Source organism: Citrobacter sp. Colony219 (assembly GCF_019382635.1).
GTDB classification, from domain to species: Bacteria; Pseudomonadota; Gammaproteobacteria; order Enterobacterales; family Enterobacteriaceae; genus Citrobacter; species Citrobacter youngae.
On sequence record NZ_CP080033.1, the window covers coordinates 3,134,613 to 3,153,422 of the forward strand.

Sequence of the window (18,810 nt, forward strand, 5' to 3'; positions counted from 1 at the left end):
CGAGGCCATCGGTTCACACCCGGAAAGGCATTTCTCTGCCCGCAGCTTAGTCGTCAATGTAAGAATAATGAGTAAGTTACGATGAAAAGAATGTTAATTAACGCAACTCAGCAGGAAGAGTTGCGTGTCGCCCTTGTAGATGGGCAGCGTCTGTACGATCTGGATATCGAAAGTCCTGGACACGAGCAGAAAAAAGCCAACATCTATAAAGGTAAAATTACCCGTATTGAACCGAGTCTGGAAGCTGCTTTTGTTGATTACGGCGCTGAACGTCACGGTTTCCTCCCGTTAAAAGAAATTGCCCGCGAATATTTTCCTGCAAACTACAGTTCCCATGGCCGCCCCAACATTAAAGATGTGTTGCGTGAAGGTCAGGAAGTTATCGTTCAGATAGATAAAGAAGAGCGCGGAAATAAAGGCGCAGCACTGACAACCTTTATCAGTCTGGCAGGCAGCTATCTGGTTTTGATGCCAAACAACCCGCGTGCGGGCGGTATCTCCCGTCGCATTGAAGGCGATGACCGTACCGAGTTAAAAGAAGCGCTGGCAAGCCTCGAATTGCCTGATGGCATGGGGCTTATCGTACGTACCGCGGGTGTCGGTAAATCGGCCGAAGCACTGCAGTGGGACCTGAGCTTCCGTCTGAAACACTGGGAAGCCATTCAAAAAGCGGCTGAAAGCCGTCCTGCCCCGTTCCTGATCCACCAGGAAAGCAACGTTATCGTGCGTGCCTTCCGCGACTATCTGCGCCAGGACATCGGCGAAATCCTCATCGACAACCCAAAAGTCATGGAGATGGCGCGTCAGCACATCGCTGCGCTGGGTCGTCCGGATTTCAGCAGCAAAATCAAACTGTACACCGGTGAAATCCCGCTGTTCAGCCACTACCAGATTGAATCCCAGATTGAATCCGCCTTCCAACGTGAAGTGCGTCTGCCGTCCGGCGGCTCAATCGTTATCGACAGCACTGAAGCACTGACCGCTATCGATATCAACTCCGCACGCGCAACCCGCGGCGGCGATATTGAAGAAACGGCGTTTAACACTAACCTTGAAGCTGCCGATGAAATTGCGCGTCAGTTGCGTCTGCGTGACCTTGGTGGCCTGATCGTCATCGATTTTATCGATATGACCCCGGTTCGCCACCAGCGTGCGGTAGAAAACCGTCTGCGTGAAGCCGTTCGTCAGGACAGAGCGCGTATTCAGATCAGCCATATTTCTCGCTTCGGTCTGCTGGAAATGTCCCGCCAGCGTCTGAGCCCGTCGCTGGGTGAATCCAGTCACCACGTCTGCCCGCGTTGCTCCGGCACCGGTACCGTACGTGATAACGAATCACTGTCGCTGTCTATTCTGCGTCTGATCGAAGAAGAGGCGCTGAAAGAAAATACGCAGGAAGTTCACGCTATTGTTCCTGTGCCGATCGCATCCTACCTGCTTAACGAAAAACGTACCGCGGTCAATGCCATCGAGACGCGTCAGAACGGCGTGCGCTGTGTGATCGTGCCAAACGATCAGATGGAAACCCCGCACTACTCCGTGCTGCGTGTACGCAAAGGGGAAGAAACGCCTACCCTGAGCTACCTGCTGCCGAAACTGCACGAAGAAGCGATGGCGTTGCCGACGGAAGAAGAATACGTTGAGCGTAAGCAACCTGAACAACCGGCACTCGCCACTTTCGCGATGCCTGATGTTCCGCCTGCCCCTGCACTGCAGGAGCCAGCCGTGAAAGCTGCCGCGCCTAAAGCTGCTGCCGCGACCGCACCTGTCGCTGCGCAGCCGGGTTTGATTAGCCGTTTCTTCGGCGCGCTGAAGTCCATCTTTGGCAGCAGTGAAGAAGTGAAACCGGTTGAACAACCGGCACCGAAAGCTGAAGAGAAAACGGAACGCCAGCAGGATCGTCGCAAACCGCGTCAGAACAATCGTCGCGACCGTAACGAGCGTCGTGATAATCGTGACAACCGTGGTGACCGTGACAACCGTAATGAGCGTTCAGAAAACGGCGAAAACCGCGATGAAAATCGTCGTAATCGTCGTCAGGCGCAGCAGCAGACTGCTGAAACTCGTGACAACCGCCAGCAGTCCAGCGATGTAGCAGACAAAGCGAAATCCGGTGACGAGCAGCAGGCTCCGCGTCGCGAACGCAACCGCCGTCGCAACGATGACAAACGTCAGGCGCAGCAGGAAGTTAAAGAGCTGAACCTGGCTGAACAGCCTGCGCAGGATTCCGAGCAGGAAGAACGCGTGCGTCAGCCGCAGACTCGTCGTAAACAGCGTCAGTTGAATCAGAAAGTTCGATTCGCTGACAGCGCGCCGGTTGAAGCTGAAGTGGCGACCGCAGCCATTGTTGCTGAAACCGCCGTTGCTCAATCTGTTGAACAGTCTGCCCCGGCTCAACGTACCGAACTGGCTAAAGTCGATTTACCCGCAGTCGTTGCATCAGAGCAAGAAGACAACAACGAAGCACGTGATAATAACGGTATGCCTCGTCGCTCACGTCGTTCTCCTCGCCATCTGCGCGTAAGCGGGCAGCGTCGTCGTCGCTATCGTGACGAACGCTATCCGGTTCAGTCGCCGATGCCGTTAACGGTTGCCTGTGCTTCTCCGGAATTAGCGTCCGGCAAAGTCTGGATTAGCTACCCTGTTGCCCGTACTCAGGACATGCAGGTTGAAGAACAGCGCGAACAGAAACTGGAGCTGGAACAAAACGCATCTGTGGCAGTAGAGCCTCAAGCCGCTGCAGCTGTCGTTGAGCACATTGTGGATGTCCCTGCACAGGCAGACGTCGCGCAATCCGATGTTAGCGTAGTGGAAACGCAGACCGTTGTGGCTGAAACGGCACACCCGGAAGTGATTGCTACTCCGGCCGAGCAGCAACTGCAAATTATCGCTGAATCTGACGCACCGGTTGCCGAGGAGATCGCTGCGAAAGCCGAACCTGTAGCTGAAGTTGTGGCTTCGCCGGTTATCGAAGAACCTGCGGACGTCGTTGTCTCCCAGCCTGAAGCGGTTGAAGAGATTGCCGAGGTTGTGGAAACAGCGCCTGTTGTTGAAGAGGTTGCAGCGCCGCAAGAAGTTGTTGCAGCACCTGTCGTCGAAACCGCAGTCGTTAAGTCTGACGCTGTCGCAACCCGTGTTGACGCAGAACATCTTCACAGCCATGCGACCGCACCGATGACCCGCGCTCCGGCTCCGGAATATGTGCCTGAAGCGCCGCGTCATAGCGAGTGGCAGCGCCCGGCATTCGCCTTTGAAGGCAAAGGTGCTGCAGGCGGACACAGTGCCAGCCATCAGGCAACCGCGCCAGCAACGCGACCGCAGTCTGTTGAGTAAGTCCTAAGCAATGAAAAAGCCGACCTCAGGGTCGGCTTTTTTTATACGTCGTGAACGCCCCTCATCCCTGCTACCTGTGGCATAACATCTTTCATCAACGCCAGAAATTTGCGTAAGCGGGTTGGATAATAACGAGCCCAGGGATAAACCAAATGCACGGGCAATGACGACGCATGCCAGTCAGGTAATAGCGTAATCAATCTTCCGCTGGCGATATCGTCTTCAACCATCCAGCTTGAGACAAGCGTAACCCCCAGCCCCGCAAGTGCAGCATTTCTGGCGACATAAATACTGTCGGTACTTAATCTGGGAGAAATATTTAACGTGATAGCTTCGTTACGCCGGTGGTGAAGTAACGACACGCTGTGCTGATAAAATGTATTTACCGCGATCCAGGGCAGCGCCGATAGCTGTTCAGGGTGAGTCAAAATCCCAAATTGCGCGAGAAGCTCAGGGCTTGCCACCATACTTCGCGGGACTTCAGCCAGTAAAACCGAGACCGTAGCAGGATCAACCTCAGCCCCAACCCGGATAGCGCAGTCGATATTGTCGCTGAGAAAATCAACGGTCTTATCATTCAGCATCCACTCAACAGATAACTGTGGATAGCGGGAAAGGAACTGCAGAAGCGGTTCAAGGAGTTGTTGTTGGCCGAACGCATGTGGCGCCCGAACCCGCAACGTCCCCACCGGTTCATCCTCCGTGATGTTCAGTCCGTCCTCCAGCGCCAGCCAGGCATCAATAATGTGTTTGGCATGCTGATACCCTCGCTCACCATCATCAGTCAGCTTCATTGCATGGGTGGTACGCATAATCAGCTTAACGCCCAACAGCGTCTCAAGGGATTGTAACCGCCGACTGACAGTTGCCTGGGTGGTGCCCATTTGCTTTGCCGCCGCTGAAAGTGAACCGGCCTCGACGATGCGCACAAACGTGCGCATCAATTCCACCCTATCTATACGTTCAGTTTTTATCATTTAGTCGTTATTCATACGCGTAACGTATAACTGTTTTACCACTGCGCTCGCTACCGTGCTACCGGTTGAAGGATAAAAATAGCCGCACATCCCGTGATTGAGGAATCATTTGTGAACACACACACCGCACTTTCCCGTTGGGTTATTTTTGTTCTGGCACTGGGCGCTGGGTTCAGCGTTGCCGCAATCTATTATGCCCAGCCTCTTTTACCTTTAATGGGTCAGGACCTGGCCTTAAGCGTCACCGGCATGGGGCTGGTGCCAACGCTCACCCAGGCAGGATACGCGCTGGGCATTTTGTTTTTGTTGCCGCTGGGCGACCGTTATGACCGCCGGACATTAATCCTGCTAAAAAGCGTCTCTCTTGCCGCGCTGCTGTTGGCCTGCAGCTTTACCGGTCAGTTGCATTCGCTACTGCTGGTTAGCTTACTGATGGGGATGGCAGCGACCATGGCTCAGGATATCGTGCCAGCCGCAGCCATCCTTGCGCCTGAGGGCAAGCAGGGAAAAACAGTAGGTACCGTCATGACCGGTCTTCTGCTGGGGATCCTACTCTCGCGGACCATCAGCGGGCTGGTAGGTGAAGCCTATGGCTGGCGGGAAATGTATCAACTTGCCGCCGTCAGTATTGCCGTGATTGCCGTACTGATGTGGAAAATGCTGCCCCGCTTTACGGTCTATTCCACGCTGAGTTATCCGGCATTAATGTTCTCCATGGCGCAACTGTGGCAGCGTTATCCTGCACTGCGCCGGGCAGCGTTGGCACAGGGCTTCCTGTCCATTGCCTTTAGCGCCTTCTGGTCAACACTGGCGGTTATGCTCTCTGAGCATTACCACATGGGCAGTGCGATGGCGGGAGCATTTGGTATTGCAGGGGCAGCCGGGGCGCTGGCAGCCCCTATGGCAGGTCATCTGGCAGATAAAGTAGGTGCCGGACGGGTAACACAGTTGGGGGCGCTGTTAGTCACGCTTTCATTTGCCCTGATGTTCTTGCTTCCGGCCCTGCCAGTACAGGGGCAGTGGCTGCTGATTGCCCTGTCAGCGATAGGCTTTGATCTCGGACTGCAATCCAGCCTGGTCGCCCACCAGAACCTGGTTTATAGCCTGGAGCCTCAGGCAAGAGGTCGTCTGAATGCGTTGCTATTTACCATGGTGTTTATCGGCATGGCGCTGGGTTCTGTACTCGGAAGTCAGGCCTATGCGCTGGCAAACTGGGAAGGCGTGGTGACACTGGCCACTTTCAGTGGCGTTGTTGCGCTGGTAATTAGACTGACCGGTAAATTACCTGTTAGCCAGACAACTGCAGCCTAAAAAAATGCCCGCTCCGGGGTGTATGTGGAGCGGGCAGACAAACATATCCAGTTTCATGATATGTTTCAAAAAGGATCGTTACCGGTTGAGCTGGAACAGTGACATTCCCTGCATATCGGTAAACGTTTTATACGATGCCTGTAGCGCAGCCTGCTGCATAACATACGAAGAAATCGCCGCATTCCAGTCAACATCAACCAGATTGCTCATCTGCTGCGTTTGACCCAACGCGCGATCGGCCCCCAGCGAGTCCAGAGCGCTAAGTTCACTGAGTTGCGTACCGAGTTCAGCACGGACAGACAGCACGTTATTCAGTGAGTTCTTCAGACCACGGTTGGATTTATCGATGGCTGCTTTGGCTGCATCTCTTGCCGCATCATCACCTTCAATCGGCGTATTCAGGGCCGCAATAGCGGAATCCAGCATGGCGAATAAGTTCGTTTCTGACTTGCTTCCATCTGGCTCCGGAACCGCGTTGCTGGTCACCGAGTCAAAAATCTTATCCCCGGTATGACCAATCACCATTGACCGAGCGGCATCGACCTGTTGGGTGATATTTTGCGTTCCACCACTATAGGCACCATCAGTCTGGGCAAATGGTGGGGCTTCCGTTTTGTATCCGCCAAAGATATAACGACCATTACCGTCGGTACTGTTCGCCAGATTCATTAACTGATCGCGGATCCCTTGCAAATCAGTTGCCAACGATGCCCGGTTATCATCACTCAATGTCCCATTGCCAGCATTGACAATTTTTTCCTGTGCCGCGGTAATAGCGGTCGTCGCCCGGCTTAACACGTTCTCTTCCAGTGACACTTTTTGCGTCGCGAAAGTACGCGCCAGCGTATATTGGCTGTTCTGTGCCTGAGCCTGTGAAAGCACCACGGCCTGTGATGCGGCAATCGGATCGTCAGACGGGTTGTTCACGCGTTTCCCCGTTGACATCTGCTCGCCAAATTTCAACCATTCAGCCTGAGAGTTGGTGATGCCGCGCATATTCTGCTGGTACATCATCTGAGTACTGATACGCATTGAGTTCCTCTCCCTTAGCGAATATTCAGCAGTGCATCAAAGAGCGAATTCGCCGTTTGCAGTACCTGAGCGTTGGCCAGGTAATACTGCTGATAACGCTGCAAATTCCCGTACTCTTCGTCGAGGTTAACCCCGGAAATAGACTGTTGCTGATTTGAAAGCTGCGTGACCACGTTGTTTTGCGTGGTGCTGCTGGTTTTTAAGGTCGCCGTTTTGTTCCCGACATCGCTCACCAGCGTAGCGTAAGCATCGTTAAAGGTTTTATTCCCGATGGTTGCCTTGGTTTGCAGATCCAGCAGTTTCTGGCCGTTACGGTTATCGCTTTTACCTTTATCAACATTGGGATCAGTGTCATTTTTGGACACTTCAGCCATGGCGATTTTCGACTCATCGGTCACCGCCACTTTCATATTAATAATGGCGTCACCCACGGGTTTCACCGTAAAGCTGTCATTTGCCAGCGCACCATTTTTGACGGTGATTTCCAGCCCATCAAAGGACATTTTTCCGCCAGTAACCGTCGGCTTAAAGCTGGTATTGTCAGCCAGACGGGTTACCTGCCAGTCAGTACCATCAAACGTAATTTTATAGTCGGTTGCCTGCACCGACGAGCTATCCGTCATTTTAACATCAAGCGCACCGGTCCCTTTATTCTTCGTATTGCTAAGGACTGCCGGGCCACCAATATCGAAAAAGTTTTTGCCCGGGTCGCCGTTGGCATCAAAACCTTCTTTGTGCTGCGTGTTAAACGCATCAGCAAAGGCGAGGGCCAACTGACCAAGGGTATTACGCGTCTGGTCGAGTTCCTGCGAACGGAACGTCAACAGCCCGCCCAGCGAACCGGTCGTGATCAGTTTTTCCGGGATGGCAACTTCTCCGGCCACGCCGTCAACATAAGCGACGGTCGTGCGAGAGGGATCATCGCTGGAAGGTACAGCGGCCAGTTGGCGAGCATTGCTGCCTTGCACCAGCGAATAGCCATTCGCCATGGTCACGTTGTAGGTGCCGCCGTCCTGAATGCTGACTTCCACACCGACAATCTTGTTCAGATCACTCACCAGTTGATCGCGCTGATCGAGCAGATCGTTAGGTGATGCACCCGCACCAACGCCGGTCAAACGGGAGATTTGGTCGTTAAGGCTGGCAATTTGCTTCGAATAGTTGTTGATTTGATCGACGCTGGCCTTAATCGCAATATTGACCTGCTTATCCTGATCGCGCAGATATTGGTCCGTCGTTCTGAACTGATTGACTAAGCCATCAGCTTTACCGATAAGTGCCTGACGCGCCGCCGGATCTTCTGCGTTACTCACCAACGTCTGTAGGCTGGTAAAAAAGCCCTGCATCGACGTTGAGATCGAACTGGTTTTGCTGGCGAGCAGGTTGTCGATTTTTGACATTTGCTCGTAACGTGTCGTCAGACCGCTGCTCTGGTTCTGCGCCGCACGTAACTGATTAGTGATAAATGAGTCATACTCACGCTGTACGCCAGAAACATAGACACCATTGCCGACCCAGCCCCCCGCACCCAGCGTGCTGTTCGCTTGCGCCATAATTGTCGTTTGTCGGGTATAGCCGGCAACGTTATAGCTGGAGATGTTATTACTGGCAGTGTTCAACGCGGCCTGCGCTGCGCTGAGTCCACTCATCGCGTTATTAATCAAGCTGGACATGGAGGTTCCTTGTAATCCTTCAATACTCGGTATTATCGGCAGCAGGTCAGCAGACTTGAGCTATTTAAAAGAGATTATCGAGATTCGTGCTGTAGGTTTTACTCACCTTTTCGCTCATCGATTTTAGCTGCTGGATCATGCTGGTTAATTTGCGCGCATAGTTAGGGTCAGTGGCGTAACCCGCATTCTGCAATGCCTGGGCACCCTGCTCTGCGGTCGCGGCACCGGTCACCGCTGCGTAACGCGGATTGCGGGATATCAGACCGACATAATCCGACAGTGCTTCAAGATAGGAGCTATAAACACGGAATTTCGCTTTCACTTTTTTCGCCTCACCGTTTTCGTATTCGGTGGTGGTGATTTCAGTGGTCGGCCCTTTCCAGCTTCCCGAGGCTTTCACACCAAAAATGTTAAAGCTCGGCTCGCCGTTCTCCCGTCGAATTTGTCGTTGCCCCCACCCGGACTCCAGCGCCGCCTGTGCCAGAATCAGATGATGAGGAACCCCACTCTGCTGACTGGCCAGTTTTGCCGGCAGCGAAAGTTGAGCCAGGAAGTCTTTACTGTCACCCGACAGCGGCTCATCATTGCTTTCCGTCGCCCGGGGAATGGCTTTACGCACCAGTTGCGTCAGCGCCTGATTTTGATAGCTGGTCACCGTTTCCAGCGAGAACTTCATCGGCACCTGCGGCGCATCATCCGCAGGTTGCGCCTGCCCTTCGGTCATCTGCTTGACCATCATTTCAGCCAGCCCCAGACCTTTTCCTGCCGTCATCTGCTGGGCGATCTGTTGGTCATACATGCTGGTGTATAAACGCGTGGAGTCGCTGCTAAACACACCGTCTTTTGGCAACGCCTCGCGCATACTTTTCAGCATCATTTGCACGAACATCCCTTCAACCTGGCGGGCGACCGGGCGGATATTTGCCGCCGGGTCCTGACCCGCTTTCGCTTTCAGTTCGTTCAGTGATTGTGCATCCCAGGCGGCGCTGGTCAGCAGTTTGCTATCACCAATCATCAGATGATTTCCAGTTTGGCGCGCAGACAACCCGCACTTTGCATGGATTGCAGGATAGACATCAGGTCCATCGGTGTTGCTCCCAGCGCATTCAATGCACGTACGACGTTGTTCAGGTTGGCGCTGGAACGAACGCTCTGCAACGAACCACCGCTCTGGCGCAGATCGATCTGCGTTTGTGGCGTCACCACGGTTTGTCCACCACCAAACGGTGTATCCGGTTGGCTGACATTCGCCTGGCGGTTAACCGTAATCGACAGATTGCCTTGTGCAACAGCGCAACTATCCAGCGTCACCTCGCGGTTCATGACCACCGATCCCGTACGGGAGTTAATAATCACCTTCGCATCCTGCGGCGTGACGTTCACTTCCATATTCTGGATATCCGCGAGGAAACGTACCTGCGAGCTATTGCCATTCGGGACGCGTACCTGGATCGTGCGTGCATCCAGCGCTGTTGCGCTGCCAAAGCCGCGCGAGCGGTTAATGGTGTCGGTAATTTGCTGCGCCATGGTGAAATCTTCATTATTCAGCTGCAAATTAATGGTGTTACCGCCGCCGAACTGGCTGGGTAATTCGCGTTCGATGGTCGCGCCGTTGGTAATACGTCCGCCATTGAGCTGGTTCACCTGCACGCTGCTACCACCCGCTGCGGCGCCTGCACCACCGACCAGAATATTCCCCTGCGCCAACGCATACACCTGGCTATCGACCCCTTTCAGCGGCGTCATCAGCAGCGTTCCGCCGCGCAGGCTTTTGGCGTTACCCATTGAAGAGACCACTACGTCAATGGTTTGCCCCTGACGACCAAAGGCCGGGAACTGCGCGGTGACCATTACCGCTGCCACGTTTTTCAGCTGCATATTGGTGCCGGTAGGCACGGTGATCCCCAACTGCGACAGCATGTTATTCAGCGTTTGTGTCGTAAACGGTGTCTGGGTGGTCTGGTCACCCGTACCGTCCAGCCCGACCACCAGCCCGTAGCCTATCAGCGAGTTTTCCCGCACGCCCTGCACGCTGGTCAGATCACGAATGCGATCGGCATGCGCAAAGGTGGTAGCCAGTACCAGTACCATTCCAACAAGAGTTTTAAACACTGGATACCTCGCTTACATCGGCGATAAATTAAGGAAGAAACGCTGCAACCAGCCCATATTCTGCGCTTCATTGATATAGCCGTTACCGACATATTCAATACGCGCATCCGCAACCTGCGTTGACGGTACAGAGTTGCTGCCGCTAATGGTGCGCGGGTTAACAACCCCAGAGAAGCGAATGAATTCAGTGCCTTGGTTAATGGCGATCTGTTTTTCACCCACGACATGTAAATTGCCATTCACCAGTACCTGGTCAACCGTCACAGTCAACGTACCACTGAAGGTGTTCCTGGCGTTCGCGCCGCCTTTGCCGTTAAACGAGTTGCCGCCAGAAGCCTCTACGTCGGCACGCTCATTGCCAAATAATCCCTGCAGGTAACGCGGTACCGTGTCAAACCCAAAGTTAGTTTTGCCATCACGACTGGCATTCGCCGAGGAGCTTTTGCTCGCACTGACGTTTTCCTGCAATACGATAGTCAACGTATCGCCAATATTGCGCGGACGGCGGTCTTCAAATAACGGCTGGTAGCCATAATTAATCGGCTGCGCAGACTGAAATATTGATCCATTCGCCACCGGCGTCGGGCCTGGAACTGGCTGGGCAGTCGTCGCGCCCTGCACGAGCGGAGTGGCCGGGATCCAGGCGCATCCTGTCAGTGAAACCACCAGCAGGGCCAAAATCGGGTATGGGTGAAGCGCGTATTTTCGCATTGCCTTCATCTTCAAAATCAGTGCGCCGGTGAGGTTTTCACCCCACCGGACGTCACTTTAGAGTTGCGTCAGTTTCTGCAGCATCTGATCGGTGGTCGATACCGCTTTACTGTTGATTTCATAAGCACGTTGAACCTGGATCATGTTGACCAGTTCTTCCGCCACGTTGACGTTAGAGGTTTCCACATAACCCTGGTACAACAGGCCCGCACCGTTCAGCCCCGGCGTGCTTTCGTTCGGTGCGCCGGACGATTGCGTTTCGGTGTACAGATTCTCACCAATACTTTCCAGACCGGTATCATTCATGAAGGTCGTCAGGTTGAGCTGTCCCACCTGAACAGGCGCAGCCTGGCCCTGCTGAGTCACACTGACAATACCGTCGCGTCCAATGGTGATGCTCAGCGAGTTAGCCGGAATAGTGATTGCAGGCTGCACCTGAAACCCCCCCGCCGTTACCAACTGACCGTTCTGATCCACCTGGAAAGAGCCATCACGAGTATAAGCTGACGTGCCATCTGGTAGCATGACCTGGAAAAACCCCTGGCCTTTAATCGCCACATCTTTACTGTTGTTGGTCTGCGACAGGTTGCCCTGACTGTGTAAACGTTCGGTCGCAACCGGACGCACACCGGTACCAATCTGCAAACCAGACGGCAGCGTTGTCTGTTCAGAAGACTGAGCGCCAGGCTGGCGAATCGTCTGGTACAGCAGATCTTCAAACACCGCACGCTGGCGTTTAAAACCATTAGTACTGACGTTTGCCAGGTTGTTGGCAATCACATCCATGTTGGTTTGCTGCGCGTCCAGGCCGGTTTTGGCGATCCATAATGAATTGATCATAAAATGTCCTGTATTAACTCATCGACAGCAGTTGGTTGGCACGGCCTGCGTTATCATCCACGCTACTGATAATCTTCATCTGCATTTCGAAGCGGCGAGCGCTGGCGATCATATCGCTCATTGCGGCAACCGGTTTGACGTTACTGCCTTCCAGTACGCCCGACATCACGCGGATGCTGGGGTCGGCTTGCAGTGTCGGTCCCCGGGTAGCCTGCGCTGCCGCACTCAGACGGAACATACCGTCATCACCACGTTGCACTTCACTTCCCGTCGCTTTAACCAGCTTCAGACGTCCTACTGGCGCCACCGTATTCGCAGGATCGCCGGGGTTGAGCGCCGAAATCGTTCCGTCAGCGGCGATAGTCACTTCCGACCCTTCCGGTACCGCTATAGGCCCAGCTTCGCCGATCACCGGATGTCCCTGGATGGTCAGTTCACCGGTTGGACTCACCTGAATTGCGCCATTGCGGGTGTATCCTTCGCTACCATCGGCGGTCTGCACAGCCAACCAGCCATCCTGCTGCAAAGCCACATCCAACGGACGGGAGGTATAATCCATCTGGCCTGGCGTCATATCGGCCCCAGGCGTGGAGGCGACCACCAGCGTACGCGTTGGCAGCGAAAGCCCTTCTACGGGAACCGCACGCAGCGCGTTGAGCTGAGCACGAAAACCCGGTGTGGAGGCATTTGCCAGGTTGCTGGCCGTCACCGCCTGTTGATTCAGCGTCTGACTGGCCGCGCCCATGGCGGTATATATTGCGTGATCCATTAAGCCATCCCGTCAGGCGCTTAGCGCAGGTTGACCAGCGTGTTAAGGATCTGATCCTGGGTTTTGATGGTCTGCGCATTCGACTGATAGTTACGCTGAGCGACGATCATATTCACCAGTTCTTTACTCAAATCCACGTTAGAAGCTTCCAACGCACCGTTGGTCAGCTTGCCGAAGTTACCCGTACCCGCGGTACCCAGCAGCGCCACACCGGAAGCCTGAGTTGCTGCCCAGACGTTATCGCCCTGAGACGCCAGACCTTCGTTGTTGGCAAAGTTTGCCAGCACGATCTGTCCCAGAACCTGTTTCTGTTCGTTGGAGTAGTTACCGACTACGGTACCGTCATTGTTAATCTGGTAGCTCACCAGATCGCCCGGTTTGTAGCCGTCCTGGTTAGTGGCAACAATGTTGTTTGCACCGGTGTTCTGCTGCATGGAGTTCTGGAAACTCATTGCGAAGGTGACGGCCGGTGCGCCATTGAGCGCAGCTGTGGTGATATTGAATGTACCGCCGCCGATTAGCGCCCCATTGGTATCAAATTCCAGCGTGGACGTCGGTGCGGTTGGTACAGCAGCCTTAGGATCGCTGCTATCAATGGTATAGACAGCCCATTTGTTATCAGGCTGTTTTACAAAATAGGCGTTAACTTCGTGGGCATTGCCCAGGCTGTCATAAACGGTGACAGGGCCTTTTTTGTTATAGCTGTCAGCATCTTTCGGATCGAACTTTGTCGTTGTCGGGATTTTATCCGACGAGTTCAGGTTGATCTGCATTGAGGCCTTGCTGGTTGCCTGTGCCGCCATCAATGTATTGGGGATCGTGATCGGCCCCGGGTTCGCACCCTGCTGAACTGTCGGCGGCGTACCTGTCGCCGGATAGCCCGTCAGTTTCAGTCCCTGCATGTTAACGATATTACGGTTTTCATCGAGCTTGAACTGACCGTTACGGCTGAAGAAAACAGAACCATTGCTGTCAACCATACGGAAAAAACCGTTCTGGCTGATAGCCACATCCAGCCCACGTCCAGTGTTGGTGGTGGTACCATCGGTAAAGTCCTGGGTAATACCCGCAACTTTAACGCCCAGACCCACTTTAGAACCGGCGAACATATCGGCAAAGGATGCCGTACCGGATTTAAAACCGTAAGTGGCGGAGTTGGCGATGTTGTTACCAATGACATCGAGGTTGGTCGCTGCAGCGTTCAGACCGCTGACCGCTTGTGAAAAGGCCATGACTTACTCCTGATAAGTGTGAAGGCTTAAATTATCTGCCGTACTTCGTCGAGGGTGGTGGTTCCATAGGTGCCCAGGTCCAGCGTATTACCGCCGTTACTGCGGATAACACCCTGCACCAGCGCAAACTGTAGAGGCTGCGCCACAAGTTGCGTTCCGGCGTTGCTGGCCGCAATCGAAACGTTATACGAACCGCTCGGCGCATCCGTGCCGTCCGTCATGGTGCCATCCCAGGTAAAGGTGTGAACGCCCGCTTTCAACCCGCCAATATCAATGGTGCGTACCACCTTGCCGTCTTTATCGGTAATGGTTGCGGTAACCTTATCTGCCGGTTGCTGCAGCTCAACGCCAAACGGTGTCGTGGTCGTCGTTGCCCCTTCTTCCGCACCTTTACCGGTCAGAATGGTGGTCCCCGGGATCATGACGCCATGACCAATCAGCGTACTGGCCTGTAACGACTGGCTGCTATCGATCTGTCCGGAGATCGATCCCAGCGTGGTATTCAATTTTTCAATGCCGCTTACGGTACTAATTTGCGCTAACTGGGTAGTCAACTCATTGTTTTGCAGCGGGTTGGTCGGGTCCTGGTTTTTTAACTGCGCGACCAGAAGCGTCAGAAAGCTGCTTTGCAGATCAGCCGCGTTGCTCCCTGTCAGCGAACTTTTGCCAGTGGCAGCATTAACACCCGACGTACTCGGGTCATTCATTTTTACAGCAACGGACATGTGCGCCTCCTTTACTGGCCCAGCGTCAGCGTTTTAAGCATCAAGCTTTTTACGGTATTGAGCACTTCAACGTTTGCCTGATAGCTGCGTGAAGCAGACATGGTGTTAACCATCTCGCCGACCACGTCGACATTCGGCATTTTTACGTAGCCATTCGCATCCGCCAGCGGATTGCCCGGCTCATAAACCAGCTTGTCCGGCGCCTGACTTTCAATTACATCAGCGACTTTTACGCCACCGGTTGCTGCGCCTGGCGCTGCATCGACCTGAAAAACAACCTGTTTTGCGCGATACGGCTGACCATCAGGTCCGGTCACGCTATCGGCGTTCGCCATGTTGCTGGCAGCCACGTTCAGACGCTGAGACTGAGCCGTCAGCGCAGAACCTGCGATATCAAAAATATTGAGCAACGCCACGGGTTAGTTCCCTCCTTGCAGCACGTTCATCATGCCCTTGATTTGCCCACCTAACGCGGTAAGCCCCATCTGGTACTTCAGGCTGTTATCCGCAAACTGCGTACGCTCCCGGTCCATATCCACCGTGTTGCCATCCAGAGACGGCTGGTCAGGAATGCGATAGAGCAACTCCGTAGATGGCGCCGAGACAGTCTGGGCAGGAATGTGTTGTGCAGAGGTCAGCGTCAACGAAACACCGCCGGTTTCTTCCCGCCCGCGCACCATGACTTTTTTTAATTCACTGGCGAAATCCAGGTCGCGCGCCTGATACCCTGGCGTGTCGGCATTGGCAATGTTGGCCGCTAATATTTCCTGGCGTTGGGCGCGCAAATTCAGCGCTTCCTGTTGAAAACGTAAGGCGGCGTCGAGCTTATCGAGCATATCTCCTCCGCAAATGACAAAATTCAGCCGACAGCTTAAATCCCATCACGCGCGCGTTATCGCCGGAATAAACGCAAAATGCGTCGCTATTTGTTGCGTTGATGACTGCGTCACACAGGTAGAATCCTGCCACTACCTGAAAAAGCGCGAGGTTTTGATGCAAACGTTTAAACGTGGAATAGTTGTGGCAGCACTGCTGTTCAGCCCTATGACGCTGGCACAAGACCTGAATTCGCAGTTAACCGCGTGGTTTTCCCAGCGCCTGGCCGGGTTTAGCGATGAGGTGGTCGTCACTGTCCGTACGCCGCCAAACTTGCAGCCCAGCTGTGACCAGCCTGCGCTGAGCGTGTCCGGCAGTGCGAAACTGTGGGGTAACGTGAACGTACTGGCCCGCTGCGCCAATGAAAAACGCTATCTGCAGGTCACTGTGCAAGCCACCGGCAACTATGTTGTCGCAGCGGCCCCTGTTGCCCGAGGAAGCGCCCTGAACGCGGCCAGCGTAACGCTAAAACGAGGTCGTCTGGATCAACTGCCGCCTCGCGCCGTACTGGACATTAATCAGGTTCAGGATGCCGTGAGCCTGCGCGACCTGGTTCCGGGTCAGCCAATCCAGCTCACAATGTTGCGCCAGGCATGGCGGATAAAAGCGGGTCAACGCGTGATGGTTATCGCCAACGGAGACGGCTTTCGGGTCAATGCCGAAGGTAAAGCGCTCAACAATGCAGCCGTCGCGCAAAACGCACGAGTGCGGATGATTTCGGGTCAGGTGGTGAGTGGAATCGTCGATTCTGATGGGAATATTCTTATTAACCTATAATAGGTTAAAGATTTTTTAGCGAGTGCCGATAGATAATCAACCAATGATTAAAGCGGGTCGCTATAGCGTAACCCCTCGATGAGGATAGAAAAAATGAGTATTGATCGTACCTCACCATTGAAGCCAGTAAGCACTGTCCAGCCACGCGAAACCAGCGACTCGCCGGTACAAAAAGCGCGGAAGGAAAAAACAGCGACGACAAACAGCACCAGCGTAATGCTGAGTGACGCTCAGGCCAAACTGATGCAGCCCGGCACCAATGACATCAACATGGAACGTGTCGAAGCGCTGAAAACCGCGATCCGTAACGGCGAGCTGAAAATGGATACCGGAAAAATTGCCGACTCGCTGATCCGCGAGGCACAGAGCTACCTACAGAGTAAATAAAGTATGACTCGTTTGTCAGAAATACTTGATCAGATGACGACCGTCCTCAATGACCTGAAAACGGTGATGGATGCTGAGCAGCATCAGCTTTCTGCAGGGCAGATCAACGGTAGCCAGCTACAGCGAATTACAGAAGAAAAAAGTTCTTTGCTGGCCACCCTCGATTATCTGGAACAGCAGCGCCGCCTGGAAAATGATGCCACGCGCAGCGCCAATGATGAGATTGCCGAGCGCTGGCAGACTATCACCAGGAAGACACAGCATTTGCGCGATCTCAACCAGCACAATGGTTGGCTGCTCGAAGGGCAAATCGAACGCAATCAACAGGCAATTCAAGTGCTGAAACCGCACCAGGAGCCGACGCTGTATGGCGCGAACGGCCAGACCTCTGCGGCACATCGCGGCGGGAAGAAATTCTCTATTTGATGATTGCCTGATGGCCTTGTGCTTATCAGGCAACGCTATTCTGTTGGCCGGATGCGGCGTTGCGCCGCCATCCGGCATCGGATGTTCATTACGCCGTCCGGCGTACAAACTCTTTCACTTTAAAGCCCAGCACGGCGAGCGCAGCAAAGTAAGCTGCAATACCTACCACCACGACGGCCATCAGACGCAACAAACGCCATAACATCGTACCTTGAGACCAGTCCGGCATCATGTAAAGCATCCCTACCAGCGCGGCCGACATCACCAGCACAGAAATCACCAGTCGCATCAGGAACCAGGCCCAACCCGGTTGGGGAGTAAAGATTTTCTGCTTACGCAACTGCCAGTACAGCAATGACGCGTTCAGACACGCTGCCAGACCAATCGACAGCGACAGCCCGGCATGCTTCAGCGGCCCGATAAACGCCAGGTTCATTACCTGGGTCATAATCAGCGTTACAATGGCAATCTTTACCGGCGTTTTAATATCCTGGCGCGAATAGAAACCTGGAGCCAACACTTTCACCACGATCAAGCCAATCAAACCAACCGAGTACGCCACCAGCGCACGCTGGGTCATGGCAGCATCAAAGGCGGTAAATTTACCGTACTGGAACAGAGAAACCGTCAGCGGTTTAGCCAGAATACCCAACGCTACGGCGCTCGGTAATGCCAGCAGAAAACACAAACGCAGGCCCCAGTCCATCAAACGGCAATACTCGTCATGATTACCGCTGGAAAAGCTTTTGGACAGCGATGGCAGCAGGATAGTCCCCAATGCTACGCCGAGTACGCCAGACGGAAATTCCATCAGGCGGTCGGCATAGTACATCCATGAAACCGAGCCAGAGGCCAGAAACGAAGCGAAAATCGTATTGATAATCAGTGAAATCTGGCTGACTGATACCCCAAGAATCGCCGGGCCCATCTGCTTGACGACGCGCATCGCCCCCGCATCGCGGAAGTTCACACGCGGCAGTACCAGCATGCCAATTTTCTTCAGATGCGGAAGCTGGTAAATCAGCTGTAGCACGCCACCCACGGTAACGGCCCACGCCAGCGCCAGCACTGGCGGATGAAAATAAGGGGCCGCAAACAGCGCGAAACCGATCATGCTGATATTCAGAAAAGTCGGGGCAAACGCAGGAATAGAAAAGCGGTTCCAGGTGTTAAGGATCGCACCAACCAGTGAGGCCAGTGAAATCAGTAGAATATAGGGAAAAGTGATCCGCAACAGTTGAGTGGTCAGTGTGAACTTATCCGCTGTGTCGGCAAACCCCGGCGCGGTAACTAAAATCACCCATGGCGCAGCCAACATCCCGGCTACCGTCACCACGGCCAGCGCCAGCGTCAACAGCCCGGAAACATAGGCGACAAACACGCGGGTGGCGTCTTCGCCCTGCTTACTTTTGTATTCGGCAAGAATCGGTACAAACGCCTGAGAGAACGCTCCCTCAGCAAAAATGCGGCGCAGCAGGTTAGGAAGTTTGAATGCCACAAAAAAGGCATCTGTCGCCATCCCTGCGCCAAAGATTCTGGCGACAATCGCATCACGCGCAAAACCCAGCACACGTGAGAACATCGTCATCGAGCTGACGGCTGCCAGCGATTTTAATAAATTCATCTATGTTG

18 protein-coding genes are annotated in these 18,810 nt (G+C 54.0%); 5 read left to right on the forward strand and 13 right to left on the reverse strand.

The genetic code is table 11. The features are described from left to right. Window positions 1-81 precede the first annotated feature (81 nt). On the forward strand, window positions 82-3,330 hold the full coding sequence (rne, locus tag JTI85_RS14185; protein WP_219351658.1) for a ribonuclease E: 3,249 nt from the start codon (window positions 82-84) through the stop codon (window positions 3,328-3,330). Window positions 3,331-3,371: 41 nt separating this feature from the next. On the opposite strand, the gene JTI85_RS14190 is transcribed toward rne, so the two are convergent. After that, window positions 3,372-4,307 carry a LysR family transcriptional regulator gene (locus JTI85_RS14190; RefSeq protein ID WP_048211232.1) on the reverse strand — a complete coding sequence of 312 codons (936 nt, stop codon included), beginning with the start codon at window positions 4,305-4,307 and terminating at the stop codon, window positions 3,372-3,374. A gap of 111 nt (window positions 4,308-4,418) precedes the next feature. Here JTI85_RS14190 and JTI85_RS14195 point away from each other — a divergent pair, with 111 nt between their 5' ends. Further along, on the forward strand, window positions 4,419-5,618 hold the full coding sequence (locus tag JTI85_RS14195; RefSeq protein ID WP_101742058.1) for an MFS transporter: 1,200 nt from the start codon (window positions 4,419-4,421) through the stop codon (window positions 5,616-5,618). A gap of 78 nt (window positions 5,619-5,696) precedes the next feature. On the opposite strand, the gene flgL is transcribed toward JTI85_RS14195, so the two are convergent. The 11 genes from flgL to flgB form a co-directional block, all read right to left on the reverse strand. After that, complete coding sequence (flgL, locus tag JTI85_RS14200) at window positions 5,697-6,650, reverse strand: flagellar hook-associated protein FlgL (RefSeq protein ID WP_048211231.1); 954 nt, start codon at window positions 6,648-6,650, stop codon at window positions 5,697-5,699. 14 nt (window positions 6,651-6,664) lie between these two features. Beyond that, a complete protein-coding gene (gene flgK, locus JTI85_RS14205) occupies window positions 6,665-8,323 on the reverse strand; it encodes a flagellar hook-associated protein FlgK (RefSeq protein WP_048211230.1) in 1,659 nt (552 codons plus the stop codon). 64 nt (window positions 8,324-8,387) lie between these two features. Continuing rightward, window positions 8,388-9,338 carry a flagellar assembly peptidoglycan hydrolase FlgJ gene (gene flgJ, locus JTI85_RS14210; RefSeq protein WP_061068124.1) on the reverse strand — a complete coding sequence of 317 codons (951 nt, stop codon included), beginning with the start codon at window positions 9,336-9,338 and terminating at the stop codon, window positions 8,388-8,390. Further along, window positions 9,338-10,414 carry a flagellar basal body P-ring protein FlgI gene (locus JTI85_RS14215; protein WP_086523801.1) on the reverse strand — a complete coding sequence of 359 codons (1,077 nt, stop codon included), beginning with the start codon at window positions 10,412-10,414 and terminating at the stop codon, window positions 9,338-9,340. The genes flgJ and JTI85_RS14215 overlap by 1 nt, the downstream gene beginning before the upstream one ends. Window positions 10,415-10,447: 33 nt before the next feature. Further along, window positions 10,448-11,146, reverse strand: coding sequence for a flagellar basal body L-ring protein FlgH (gene flgH, locus JTI85_RS14220; RefSeq protein ID WP_003836756.1), 699 nt, complete (start codon window positions 11,144-11,146; stop codon window positions 10,448-10,450). A gap of 57 nt (window positions 11,147-11,203) precedes the next feature. Beyond that, entirely contained in the window at window positions 11,204-11,986 is a 783-nt protein-coding gene (flgG, locus tag JTI85_RS14225; RefSeq protein WP_005129045.1) for a flagellar basal-body rod protein FlgG, read from the reverse strand. A 13-nt stretch (window positions 11,987-11,999) separates the two neighbouring features. Further along, entirely contained in the window at window positions 12,000-12,755 is a 756-nt protein-coding gene (locus tag JTI85_RS14230; RefSeq protein ID WP_048211227.1) for a flagellar basal body rod protein FlgF, read from the reverse strand. A gap of 20 nt (window positions 12,756-12,775) precedes the next feature. Next, a complete protein-coding gene (gene flgE, locus JTI85_RS14235; RefSeq protein ID WP_048211226.1) occupies window positions 12,776-13,987 on the reverse strand; it encodes a flagellar hook protein FlgE in 1,212 nt (403 codons plus the stop codon). Window positions 13,988-14,013: 26 nt separating this feature from the next. Then, window positions 14,014-14,712 (reverse strand): flagellar hook assembly protein FlgD, encoded by a 699-nt coding sequence (gene flgD, locus JTI85_RS14240; RefSeq protein ID WP_040230672.1) that lies wholly within the window; start codon window positions 14,710-14,712, stop codon window positions 14,014-14,016. An 11-nt stretch (window positions 14,713-14,723) separates the two neighbouring features. Next, entirely contained in the window at window positions 14,724-15,128 is a 405-nt protein-coding gene (gene flgC, locus JTI85_RS14245; protein ID WP_045441655.1) for a flagellar basal body rod protein FlgC, read from the reverse strand. 3 nt (window positions 15,129-15,131) lie between these two features. Further along, window positions 15,132-15,548 (reverse strand): flagellar basal body rod protein FlgB, encoded by a 417-nt coding sequence (gene flgB, locus JTI85_RS14250; RefSeq protein WP_003036189.1) that lies wholly within the window; start codon window positions 15,546-15,548, stop codon window positions 15,132-15,134. A 157-nt stretch (window positions 15,549-15,705) separates the two neighbouring features. Here flgB and flgA point away from each other — a divergent pair, with 157 nt between their 5' ends. The 3 genes from flgA (at window position 15,706) to flgN (ending at window position 17,178) form a co-directional block, all read left to right on the forward strand. Then, the gene (flgA, locus tag JTI85_RS14255) at window positions 15,706-16,365 is read left to right on the forward strand and encodes a flagellar basal body P-ring formation chaperone FlgA (RefSeq protein ID WP_061068834.1); all 660 of its coding nucleotides are present in this window, start codon (window positions 15,706-15,708) and stop codon (window positions 16,363-16,365) included. 93 nt (window positions 16,366-16,458) lie between these two features. Next, complete coding sequence (flgM, locus tag JTI85_RS14260) at window positions 16,459-16,752, forward strand: flagellar biosynthesis anti-sigma factor FlgM (protein WP_005129057.1); 294 nt, start codon at window positions 16,459-16,461, stop codon at window positions 16,750-16,752. Window positions 16,753-16,755: 3 nt separating this feature from the next. Beyond that, window positions 16,756-17,178: a flagella biosynthesis chaperone FlgN gene (gene flgN, locus JTI85_RS14265; protein ID WP_048211225.1), complete on the forward strand. Its 423-nt coding sequence runs from the start codon at window positions 16,756-16,758 to the stop codon at window positions 17,176-17,178. A gap of 88 nt (window positions 17,179-17,266) precedes the next feature. Here the strand turns inward: flgN and murJ are convergent, their stop codons facing one another. Then, the gene (murJ, locus tag JTI85_RS14270; RefSeq protein WP_219351659.1) at window positions 17,267-18,802 is read right to left on the reverse strand and encodes a murein biosynthesis integral membrane protein MurJ; all 1,536 of its coding nucleotides are present in this window, start codon (window positions 18,800-18,802) and stop codon (window positions 17,267-17,269) included. Window positions 18,803-18,810: the final 8 nt, after the last annotated feature.

Excerpts from the sequence above, each read along its gene's own strand:
- rne (WP_219351658.1), top strand. The coding sequence starts at position 82 with ATGAAAAGAATGTTAATTAACGCAACTCAGCAGGAAGAGTTGCGTGTC.
- JTI85_RS14190 (WP_048211232.1), bottom strand. The coding sequence starts at position 4,307 with ATGATAAAAACTGAACGTATAGATAGGGTGGAATTGATGCGCACGTTT.
- flgL (WP_048211231.1), bottom strand. The coding sequence starts at position 6,650 with ATGCGTATCAGTACTCAGATGATGTACCAGCAGAATATGCGCGGCATC.
- flgK (WP_048211230.1), bottom strand. The coding sequence starts at position 8,323 with ATGTCCAGCTTGATTAATAACGCGATGAGTGGACTCAGCGCAGCGCAG.
- flgJ (WP_061068124.1), bottom strand. The coding sequence starts at position 9,338 with ATGATTGGTGATAGCAAACTGCTGACCAGCGCCGCCTGGGATGCACAA.
- JTI85_RS14215 (WP_086523801.1), bottom strand. The coding sequence starts at position 10,414 with ATGGTACTGGTACTGGCTACCACCTTTGCGCATGCCGATCGCATTCGT.
- flgH (WP_003836756.1), bottom strand. The coding sequence starts at position 11,146 with ATGCGAAAATACGCGCTTCACCCATACCCGATTTTGGCCCTGCTGGTG.
- flgG (WP_005129045.1), bottom strand. The coding sequence starts at position 11,986 with ATGATCAATTCATTATGGATCGCCAAAACCGGCCTGGACGCGCAGCAA.
- JTI85_RS14230 (WP_048211227.1), bottom strand. The coding sequence starts at position 12,755 with ATGGATCACGCAATATATACCGCCATGGGCGCGGCCAGTCAGACGCTG.
- flgE (WP_048211226.1), bottom strand. The coding sequence starts at position 13,987 with ATGGCCTTTTCACAAGCGGTCAGCGGTCTGAACGCTGCAGCGACCAAC.
- flgD (WP_040230672.1), bottom strand. The coding sequence starts at position 14,712 with ATGTCCGTTGCTGTAAAAATGAATGACCCGAGTACGTCGGGTGTTAAT.
- flgB (WP_003036189.1), bottom strand. The coding sequence starts at position 15,548 with ATGCTCGATAAGCTCGACGCCGCCTTACGTTTTCAACAGGAAGCGCTG.
- flgA (WP_061068834.1), top strand. The coding sequence starts at position 15,706 with ATGCAAACGTTTAAACGTGGAATAGTTGTGGCAGCACTGCTGTTCAGC.
- flgM (WP_005129057.1), top strand. The coding sequence starts at position 16,459 with ATGAGTATTGATCGTACCTCACCATTGAAGCCAGTAAGCACTGTCCAG.
- flgN (WP_048211225.1), top strand. The coding sequence starts at position 16,756 with ATGACTCGTTTGTCAGAAATACTTGATCAGATGACGACCGTCCTCAAT.
- murJ (WP_219351659.1), bottom strand. The coding sequence starts at position 18,802 with ATGAATTTATTAAAATCGCTGGCAGCCGTCAGCTCGATGACGATGTTC.